General features: G+C 55.0%; 5 protein-coding genes. 1 reads left to right on the top strand and 4 read right to left on the bottom strand.

Going from position 1 to position 9,966, the window contains the following annotated elements; all coding sequences use genetic code 11:
• Positions 1 to 381 precede the first annotated feature (381 nt).
• The 4 genes from QNK41_RS20300 to QNK41_RS20285 form a co-directional block, all read right to left on the bottom strand.
• Positions 382 to 1,104, bottom strand: a complete 723-nt coding sequence (locus QNK41_RS20300; RefSeq protein WP_319260838.1) for a hypothetical protein — start codon at positions 1,102 to 1,104, stop codon at positions 382 to 384.
• Between the two features lie 222 nt (positions 1,105 to 1,326).
• Complete coding sequence (locus QNK41_RS20295; protein WP_319260835.1) at positions 1,327 to 1,512, bottom strand: hypothetical protein; 186 nt, start codon at positions 1,510 to 1,512, stop codon at positions 1,327 to 1,329.
• A gap of 119 nt (positions 1,513 to 1,631) precedes the next feature.
• Positions 1,632 to 2,879: a type I glyceraldehyde-3-phosphate dehydrogenase gene (locus tag QNK41_RS20290; RefSeq protein WP_319260833.1), complete on the bottom strand. Its 1,248-nt coding sequence runs from the start codon at positions 2,877 to 2,879 to the stop codon at positions 1,632 to 1,634.
• A gap of 15 nt (positions 2,880 to 2,894) precedes the next feature.
• Positions 2,895 to 7,079, bottom strand: coding sequence for a PEP/pyruvate-binding domain-containing protein (locus tag QNK41_RS20285; protein WP_319260831.1), 4,185 nt, complete (start codon positions 7,077 to 7,079; stop codon positions 2,895 to 2,897).
• Between the two features lie 507 nt (positions 7,080 to 7,586).
• Between QNK41_RS20285 and QNK41_RS20280 the strand changes: the two genes are divergently transcribed.
• Complete coding sequence (locus QNK41_RS20280) at positions 7,587 to 9,833, top strand: hypothetical protein (RefSeq protein ID WP_319260828.1); 2,247 nt, start codon at positions 7,587 to 7,589, stop codon at positions 9,831 to 9,833.
• Positions 9,834 to 9,966 lie beyond the last annotated feature (133 nt).

Raw genomic sequence — 9,966 nt, 5'->3', positions numbered from 1 at the left:
ACGGGGGGGCACATAACGACCGGTTCCTTTTATGATGGTTTTTTTCATGGTTACTCACTCCTTGATGCACTCGTAAAAAGTCGCATTTCCGACGGATTCGTAAAAAGCCCGAGATCAAGGCTTGCGAATCCTTAAGGAATGAGGCGTACTTACGGTACGCCGCAGTGACGAAGGATGAAGCGTAACGCAGATATCGGACTTTTTACGCATCCGTCAAACTTAATTGAAAAAGGTGAATTGGGTACACTAAAAAAAGACATATCAGAAATCGAAAGAATGTTAAAAGCGCTGATAAAGTCTATAGAAAACAGACCCTTGACTCCTTGAATCCTTGGACCCTCTTCTCCAACTAAATTGGAGAAGAACCAAAATATAAAACCCTTATCGACATTCAGCAGCCTGCATGGCCGACCCCATGTCGAAGACAAGCCGCTGATAGTTGTCTGCAAACCGGTCCCAGTCCGAAGGGGTGTCTTCCCTGGCGGTTTCCATCACTGCCAGTACACGGGTGACTGTGCGTTTGAGTCGGATGCAAACGGGCACACGGGTGGCGGCATTGATGTCCCCCAGCATGGGTTCCATCTGCATCAGACGGGCGCTAGCCAGGTAATAGACCGCCGGAACGCTCTCCGGGGCCAGCTGGTAGAGCGCCTTGGCCGCACCCAAAAACCGCTTCACCGTCTGTTCGGCCGTTTCGCCGGATTGCAGATCTTTAAGATTTCTCAGGGATTCGCAAAGATTCTCCTGATATCGAAGTTGAACGTCGGCATTATCCCAGGACGGTTTTAAGGTTAGCCCTTTTTTCAGTTCGTCGGCGGCGCAGGCGAAATTGACGGCTGGGTCCCTGCCCATTTTGGCCAGGCGAAAGCAGGCGTCACCCCTGACCAGGTGAAGCTGGCCGCACCCGTCAGATGCCCGCTGGCAATTGATTGCCTGTGCGGCGAGCCATTCCTGGTCGCCACGTGCCGCGTGCTGCCGGAATTGACTCAACTGCAGGCTGGTGCAGCCAGAGAATACGAGGATCAGCACCAGGCAGGCGGCCAGTGCCGGCTGCCCCCGCATCAAGGCGGTTCGATGAACCGGTGAACGGGTTTGTGGCCTCATGCGTCCTTAGCCTCCTTTCTCATTTCTTCGAAAATGTTCATCAGGGGTTGGCCGGTTGATGCCGCAGGCGGCACGAATTGTTTGGAGTCAGGGCCACAGCTGGGGATTTTGCCAAGATTTTACAGGCTGGAGTACCGGAGGCATCGGAACGTAGAAAAAGTGAAACCGGCCTATGCGCCTGTCGGAAAACGACTGCGCAAGCCAGGATGAATGCCATTTCCGCTAAAGTCGTGGCTTTCTTCGCCGCTCCCGGTGAATGGAAAACAGTTTTTCGCTGATCGCGTCGAATATGAATTCACTAGTGGGGATGCCTCTGGATTTGCAGAAGTCTTCGACGCGGTCATACAGTGCCTTGGGAATGTCCGTGCAGATACAGTCATCATCTGTCGCTTCTAATTTTTCACTCATCACATTGCCCTTTCAGGGGCTTCCCGGTTCAGCGGATTCAGACCTTGTAGCGTATGCTTGACAATATATAGCGCCGTTGGTGATATCGTCAAGTTCTAAGATCGCTGGAAAATATCAGGTTACATGTTCTCGGCAATGGTTACCGTTCGATCGCCAAGCATATTCACGTAGCTGCCCATCTCGTTGTCGTACCAGCCGTATATGACGGCCTGGGTGACCGGTGCGCGAACCACCGTGTCCGTGAGGCTGTCCAGCACGGATTGGGAAAAGCCGGGGATGCTGGCCAGATCTAAACTCAGGTCTGCCGTGCGGGTATGGGTTTCATCGCCCTCGATCACCGCCGCTGCATGGGGTGAGCCCAGAATATCCACGGAAACATTCTGCTTCTCTGTGTATTTCAGATAACCGTTGGGGTCCAGCTGCGCTGCCTGGTTGTAGACACTGTTAAGTACCCCGCGGCGGACCGGTTCTTCGGAAGGGTTTTCCTGAATACTGAGCACCAGGATGATCAAGGATCCTGAACTGACCGGCACGCGCACCGACTCGGCAATGAACCCGATGTGCTCCATTTCGGGTATCACCAGCCTCAGGGCCTTTGCCGCACCGGTGGAAGTGAGGATGATGTTGTTTATAATCGACCGGTTTTTTCTCAGATCGGTCTTGCCGGCCTTGGGCAGACGATCCAGAACCTGCTGGGAGCCGGTGGCGGCATGGATCGTGGCCATGGAGGCCGACAGGATCCGTTTGGCCCCGAAGGCGTTGATCAGGGGTTTCATCATGTGGGCCAGGCAGGTGGTGGTGCACGAGGCGTTGGAAACGACCCGGTGGCGCCGGGGGTCGTAGTCGTTGGCGTTGATTCCCATCACGGTCGTGATCGCATCGTCGGGCATGGAGGCACCTTCCTCCTTGATCTTGAAGGGCGCGGAAACCACCACCTTTTCGGCACCGGCTTCCAGGTGCCCCCTGACCGACCCTTTGGGGTGGTCGGCCGGCAGGGTTGGATCCAGGAACTGGCCGGTGGTGTCCACCACCAGACGCACGCCATGGGCCTTCCAGTCGATGGCCTGGGGTGTGCGTGCAGTTCTCAAAACCCGCAGGGTAATGCCGTCCACAACCATCGTCCCGGTGCTGTCGTCGATGTCGGTGATCACCGGCTTGGCCTGGTACCCATGCAGAAAGGCATGCAGGGCACCATACGTGGAGTCCCGTTCCAGATAGTGGGCGATGTCTGCCAGGCTCGTGCCGGCCTGACGACCGATGTTGACCACGATTTCCCTGAAATATTGCCGTCCCACATGATGCCACACCGTGAGTTTGCCGATGCGGCCGAGGCCGTTGATACCGATTTTCATCTGTCCTTCGTTCATGGCATTTTCTCCTGATCAGGCCTCCCTGATTTTCATGGTTCCTTGATAAATGGATCCCTCCCGACCGTCAATGCTTATGTGGTCGCCCGACCGGATGACTGCCTGGTTGAACAGGGCGGTTTTTTCCTTTTCGTTGCACACCAGGGTGCCGCATCCAACCACGCAGGTTTTGCCCAGCTGGTGCGCCACCACCGATGCATGGCTGGTCACCCCCCCCCTGGCGGTGAGTACGCCGTCACTGGCATAAATCTCTTTGATGTCGTCGGGAACGGTGTCTCCGCGAATCAGGATCAGGGTCGTGTCCGGTTCGGCTTTTCGCCAGCGGTCGATTTCCGCCAATGTAAAGACCGCCCGGCCGCTCATGGCTCCGCCGGCAACGCCGATGCCGTGGCCCAGGTAGTGCTCCTCCGGATTGGTCGCCACGTCGAAAGCGAGCACGGTTTTACGCTCCCGGATGGCCATGTCCCGTGTCTGGAGCAGGTAGATGTCGTCTGCTGAAGCACCTTCGAAGGTGAATTCCATCTCCTGGGGGCTCCATCCTTTTTTATAGATGAGCTGGGCCGCCCATTTGCGGATGGCTTCGTAAATGGCCGGGTAGTGGGTCTCCAGGGTGATGTCCGTGTCCCGCATCTCGATCTCCTGCTGCTTGACCGAAATGGGCAGGGTCCTCACCAGACCCGACACTACATCTTCCCCCTGGTTCTCCAGGGTGAAATCGCCCCACGGACTCAAGGTGTCCCCGGACCAGCGGGGGTTGTGGGTGAAAAAAACGCCGGAGCCCGCCTGGGGGGAGATGTTACCGAAGACCATCTCCTGAACAGTGACGGCGGTGCCCCAGTCGTCCGAAATGCCCATGATTTTCCGATAGGTCTCTGCCCGGGGGGATTCCCATGAGGAGAAGACCGCGTTGATGGTCATAAAGAGCTGGTCCAGGGGATCTTCGAGCATCTCTACACCCTCGTCCTGGATCCGGGCTTTGTAGGCCAGGGCGACCATTTTCATCTGCTCGCCGGTGAATCCTTTTTTCAGCGGGATGCTCAGTCGTGATTTAAATTCGGCAATGATGGCGTCAAAATCGTCGCGTGCCAGCCCGAAGGCCATGCCGTAGCATTGCAGGAATCGACGGTAGTTATCCCAGGCGAACCAGGGGTTGTCCATCTTGTGAGCCAGCCCCTCGGCGATTTCCTCGTTGATCCCTACGTCCAGGAAGGTTTCCATCATGCCGGGTTGAGAAATAGAAGCACCGCTGCGCACCGAGAAGAGCAGAGGATTGGCCGGGTCCCCAAACCGCTTTCCGCTGATTTTCTGGAGTTGGTCAATATGCTGCCGAACCTGCTGCCGGAAGTTCTTCTTCACCGGAGCGAAGCCATCGATCAGTTCCCGACAGCGAAAGGCCTCGGTGGTCACGATGAACCCCGGGGGCACCGGCAGCCCCAGGTTTTTCAGCTTGAGCAGATTCAACCCCTTGTTGCCCATATAGATGATGCCGATGGCGCTGCTGTTGACCGCTTCCAGGCCGGTTATGATCCGCTGGGGGTCATAGTTGAGCAGCAGATGGAGTTTGTCCTTGGGGAGCATGTTGGACTGGTGAAACAAGGTGTTGAGAATTCGGGTTAAAAACAGGTCCAGTTGTTGGAGGCCCAGGGAGGTGGCGATACGATCCCGGAAAAAAATCTCTGAGACCCGGTGCTTGAGCTTGTCCGCATCGACGGTATTCTCTCGGGGAAGGTATTTTTCCAGGATTCGGTCTGTGGGCATGTGGGAGAGAATGCGTGTCAGGTTCTGACCGTGAATGTTATTGAAGTAGTCGTTGATTATATTTTTGACGGCGACGGCGAATCCCTTGAAAATGTCCAGGTACTGGGTAAAGGTAAATCCTCTCACCTCTAAGGCATGGGCCAGCAGATCCAGTTGACGTTCGAGTTCGACTGAGTAAATGCCGTCCAGGCGAAGGGCCTTGTCAAAAAGGGTGAGCCGCTCATAGATGTCGTGAAACGTGCCCCGGGTGATCAGGCCGAGATTGATCTGGTCGACCAGTTCTTCGAACAGCACGTTAATCAGGGACTCGACCCGAAAGGTGAGTCCCAGTGCATCGAACTTGCGTTCGTGGTAGCTGCCGTACATGGAGGGAATATCGATGGTAATGTGGCGCTTTTTGTAAATGTCCGCCCGGATTTCGTAAGTCTCCTCGGAGAGGATGACCGCCTTGAGACGCTCCAGGTAGTCCATCAGCATGAACAGCCGCCGTTTCAAGTCGGGCTCGTCCAGGGCGGCGCGAAGACTTTCAAGGTCCGGAAAAGATTCCCTGTCCAACTGCTGCATGTGGTGGTGGAGGGATTTATAGTCCAGCTGATATTTGTGGTAAAGCAGTTTGTAAAAGGCCGCGATGAGCACCACCCGTTCGGTGTCGACAGCATTGGCGCCAGGCGCCTCAGCCAGCAGGGTATGGATACGATCGTTTTCCTCTACGAGCAGCTCTTCGGGAAGCACCAGGCCCCGGTTGTTCAGGTGCGTGAACAGGGCGTTGACCCCGTCAATGTATTCACCACGGACATCGATCTGCGCAAAGATGCTGGGGGGGACAAAGGGTTGAAGTGGTGCCTTGTCCCGTGTCTGCCAGAAGTGCAGAACGGCTTCCATGAAGCGGATGATTCGGTTGGAACTCTCTACATGGCTTTGCTTGCGCAAAAAATGGATGAGTATGTCCCGCCGGTGGGTGATTTCATCCAGCCGTGTGGAGATGTCACGCAGAATACCCTCCGCGCCGATATCGTTAAAAAAAGCCGGAAAGAGGCGGGTCAGCTGCTTGGCAAGATTATAGACCGGCCCGATCTCACTGTTGAGAAAACGGGTAATGTCCCTGGGGAACAGGTCCGTGTCTTTGATGAATATTCCGGATAACGAAAGCTTGATGATCAGGCTGGAGAGCAGTCGCGAGGACCATTTGGGCTTGCATTCGATCAGCTCCAGCCATGTGCGGATGTTCTGCAGGTGTGCCGAATTGACCTGGATTTGCCAGTCGTTGCCCACGCCGCCGAGCATGGGGGTCTGAAATCCCAGATCCACGACCCGGTCGATAAAAAAGTTCACCAGGTCGATCTCATCGGTCTTGTAGACCCCCTGGCCCATGTTGAGAACACAGGTGAGGGACGTGGCCGGAAATTGCTCAGTCCGGGTTTTAAGGATATACAAGGTTTTTTCGATCAGATCGCCGATGTGCCGGTAGCTCTCATTTTCGATCAGCCAGCCTACGGTGCGGTTGATGTCGCGCAAGGCCTCTTCGTGGATCAGGTTCAGGCCGGAAATGCTCATGATATGAAAAAGAAAAATGACCTTCCAGTGCTTGCCCTGCCCGCCGTGGGCGCTGACCTGCAGAAGCATCTGGGGCATCTTGCGGTATCGTTCGACGATGGCACTGAAATCCGTTAAGGTGAGCAGTTGGCCGAATACCGACGGGGCATCGCTTTCCGGCAGGCTCTCGATCTGGTACAGGTGGTCCTTCAAGGCGTGCAGCGCGTCATGGGAAATTTCCGAAAAACAGGCGCGGACAGGCTCCGGATCGCGGATCTGGCCCGCAGCTGCTTGGAAACAGTCCCACGGGTCCTTGACCTCGCACCAGAAATCATAGGTGACCTTGCAGGTGCGGATCAAAAGGCGGTTGAGCACCGTATGGTCGGTGATCGCGCTGTTGCCTCGTTCCCCCAGCAGCCGGATGATTCGCCTGATCGGGTAAAAACTTTTGACAAAGAGAAAAAACCGGTCGTCAGGGCAGTCGTGGATCCATTTGAAGGCCGCGTTGAGTGCTGGCAGAAAATCGGGAAGCCGGTCCTTCGAGCCGCCGATAATCTGCTGTAGATACAACAGCAGGTTGTCCACCGCATCCGTGCGAACGTCTTCATCCGCGTTGGACTCGATGACCTCGCTGAATATTCCGACCATGGCCTCAGCCGCTTCCACTCCCCGGGGGTGGGACTGAAACAGATGAAAGTAGTCCAGTGCGTACCCGCGTGCCTCCCCCACGATAAACTGCCAATTGCGATAGGGATGGCTCAATTCCCGAAGGAAGGTGTTCACCCCTTCCATCAACCCGAAGTAGCGGGACATGACCGCCTGAATACTTTCATAGCGGGCATCGATGGTGACATCCACATAGGTGCTGGCCAGGTTGGCTTCTAAGGCTTTGGACTTGATCATTGTCATATTGGAAGAAGATCCCCTCACGGTTCCGGTTGTCTGTCTGAAACTAAACTATCAAAGCGATGCCCGTATTTCAAGTTGAGCCTTTCGGTGACCGTTCACGGGTTCAACGGTTCAGGGTTCAGAGGTTTAAGGTTCAGATGTTCAGGGTACACCGAAAACCTCAGCCAAAGTAACTATTTACGATAAACGCTGAGCCGGTGAATGGTTACATGTCGGAGTTGCTCGCTCTGGGATTGGTGGTTTCATCAGGAACTTATTAGCTTAAGAACTAAGGTCAACCAATAGAAAACAAACCCAGAACGGTGAACGCTGAACCTGTGAACGCCCACGCCTTTTCCGGTTTTCGATTTCCGTTTAGAGAAAATTGTGATAGTTAACAAATACCTTCTGGATTCATAGGGTTGACCCGCCCCCGGTGTTTCGGCTGAGCATGAAATGATTGACCGCGTCGGCATGACCGCACCAGGGGTTGCCAATTTGCCTTTTCACGCAACACAGGTCAGGGCCATGGATGAAAAAGAAATACACCTGGATGATGCCGCAGAACAGCTTTTTTCGCAGATCGAGGGAATCGAAGAACACAAAAAAGGACGTTCGACTTCGGAATTGATGGCCGAGAGCCTGTCCGAAGAGCAGAAACAGCAAGACGTATGGCGGATTCTGCTTTGTGAAATTGTGCACCACATCGCCGGCTATTTTCAACGCATGGATCTGGACGTCCGACAGGCCGAGGAGCGTCAGACCTTCGATCAACTGACGGAGACCCTGGCCAAACTGAACCAAATGCCCCAACAGGCAGGGCGGATTCTGGTCCGCTTTCGAGGACTCTCCGCGGATTCGGATATTCCCGAGCGGTTGGATTACGAGATCCTTTTTGGAAACATGGTGGTTGATCTGGATTTTGTTCCCACGATGATCAAGCGCCACGGGTCCCTGCTATCCCACCTGATGGGCCAGTTGCTGGATGCCTTCGGAATTTTCTCCGACCGCGGCATCAGCAACCTGAACCTGAACTTGCCCAAAGGAGACCCCGACTCTCTGGACCGGTTGCGTCGCAGCCTTCACATTCTGTGCCGGCTTTACCGGGCGCACGGGAACCAGCGTGACATTGTCCTGGGTCCCGGTAAGGAGAATTTGGTGCCCATGGTAACCGATGAGAAGGGGAGCCTCGATACCAATCTGAGCCTGGTGGCCGGCGTCAACCGATTGGGCGCAAAAACCATGCGCAACCTCGTTACCAAGGTAGATGCCTGGATGCAGAAAAAAGAGGCGTCCGACGAAGGCTGTCAGTATACCAGCGTATACAATGCCATTTTCGGTCTGCCCAAGCTCAGTGCGCAGCTGATACCTCCGCCCCTGGAGATCAACAATCTGGACTGGCTTATGCGGGGGGAAAGCGAAGAAAGCTTTACCCGGGAGAAAGCCCAAGTGGCGCGGATCATCGCCAGTGTGGAGGCCTCACCTGAAAAGGCTGCCAAGGTGATAAAAAGCGTCTACGGTGATGACTACCAGAAAATCAATTCTCACCATCTGGAAGAGCGGCTTGGGCTCTCATCCGGCCTGCTCCAGGCCATCGACAATAAGCCCAAAAGCGAAGATGCCCGGCAGGAGGTGTTGAACAACCTGCAAAAGCGTCTGGACACGGTGAGAGACGATGTGTTCGACAACCTGTATTTTAACCGTTCCGAGGACGGTGTCGTGGGCGGGCGCGGGCCCATCCTGGGCGCAGTCCACCGGCAGTTGCATAAAATGGTCTCCTTTTTCAAAGGGCGGTCCTCCACCCGGAAAAAGATGACTTCCATGGTTCACGGCACGATCCGGTTTGAAGAACGCGATTACGAGGTCCTGGCGCAGGATTTTGGCATCGATATGGATGAGGCCCGCCAGCTGGTTGATGTACTGAAAAAGTGTTTCAACGATAAGGGCCGTTTCCTCAAAGCGTCATTTGCCGATGCCCTCTCCCGCTTCACCCGCTACGAGAAAAAGATATTCGAGTTCCTGTGGCGGCATCTCAAGGATGTGGTGGCTCCGGAAGACCGAACCGCTTTTCTCAATGCCCTGCAGATGCTCACCTCCAGGATGAACCAGCCCAAGCGTGCGTTCAAGATCCTGTTGGAAGATATTCTCAAGGACCCTGGTGATATTCAATTCTCGGATGCCAAAGCCCTGGTGCTGGCCAACCTCATCCTCCACGAATATGACAAGAGCCTGGCCGACATCGAGATTACACCGGAAGATATCCTTTTCAACCAGCGTGGTCTGAACAAGGAGGTGGCGCGGTATGCCGCGTGGCGCATGGATCGGGATCAGGAAGCCTTTTTCGACAAGGTCCGGACCATTCATCAAGCCCTGTGCGAAGCCCTGGAGTTTGGCATGACCCGCAAGCACCGTCTGTCCGCAAAGGATCTTTTGAGCCTGGAGCGGGAGGTTTATATCTTTTTGTCCATGATTGAAACGGTCGTGGGGCGATCGGTGCTGCGCAGTGCCCTTGCCGAATACGGCAGCCCGGAATCAGACCTTTACTTCCTGAAGGAGAGCGACCGGTTCATGTCCCATCTGCTGCAGAACCTGCGAATAGCCATTCGCGGGCTGGCCAACATCGGCAGCATGGATAACATTCCATCTCTGGACGCCGTCAAAACCCGGGAGGAGGTCTTTCAGCGCCTCAAAAAGACAAAGGCGCACCGTGATCAGTCCCGCCTTATTTCGGAATGGGTGGATGAGGCGGTGAAGATCATCAAGTTCCGCTCATAGTGTCTATCCCTAAATGGCATCTTGCGGCCCAGTTCGGCGTTCTCGTTTTTTGTAAATCCTCGACGTAGCGCTGCTACGCCTGCGGTTTCCAAAACCCAGCGGCCTTGATCTGAACCGCAAGCTACCCTTTATG

It is taken from the genome of Desulfosarcina sp., assembly GCF_033791525.1.
Classification (GTDB): Bacteria; Desulfobacterota; Desulfobacteria; order Desulfobacterales; family Desulfosarcinaceae; genus Desulfosarcina.
Note: the sequence above shows the minus strand (reverse complement) of the source record. Positions and strands in the feature narration are given on the sequence as shown.

Excerpts from the sequence above, each read along its gene's own strand:
- QNK41_RS20290 (WP_319260833.1), bottom strand. The coding sequence starts at position 2,879 with ATGAACGAAGGACAGATGAAAATCGGTATCAACGGCCTCGGCCGCATC.
- QNK41_RS20295 (WP_319260835.1), bottom strand. The coding sequence starts at position 1,512 with ATGAGTGAAAAATTAGAAGCGACAGATGATGACTGTATCTGCACGGAC.
- QNK41_RS20300 (WP_319260838.1), bottom strand. The coding sequence starts at position 1,104 with ATGAGGCCACAAACCCGTTCACCGGTTCATCGAACCGCCTTGATGCGG.
- QNK41_RS20285 (WP_319260831.1), bottom strand. The coding sequence starts at position 7,079 with ATGACAATGATCAAGTCCAAAGCCTTAGAAGCCAACCTGGCCAGCACC.
- QNK41_RS20280 (WP_319260828.1), top strand. The coding sequence starts at position 7,587 with ATGGATGAAAAAGAAATACACCTGGATGATGCCGCAGAACAGCTTTTT.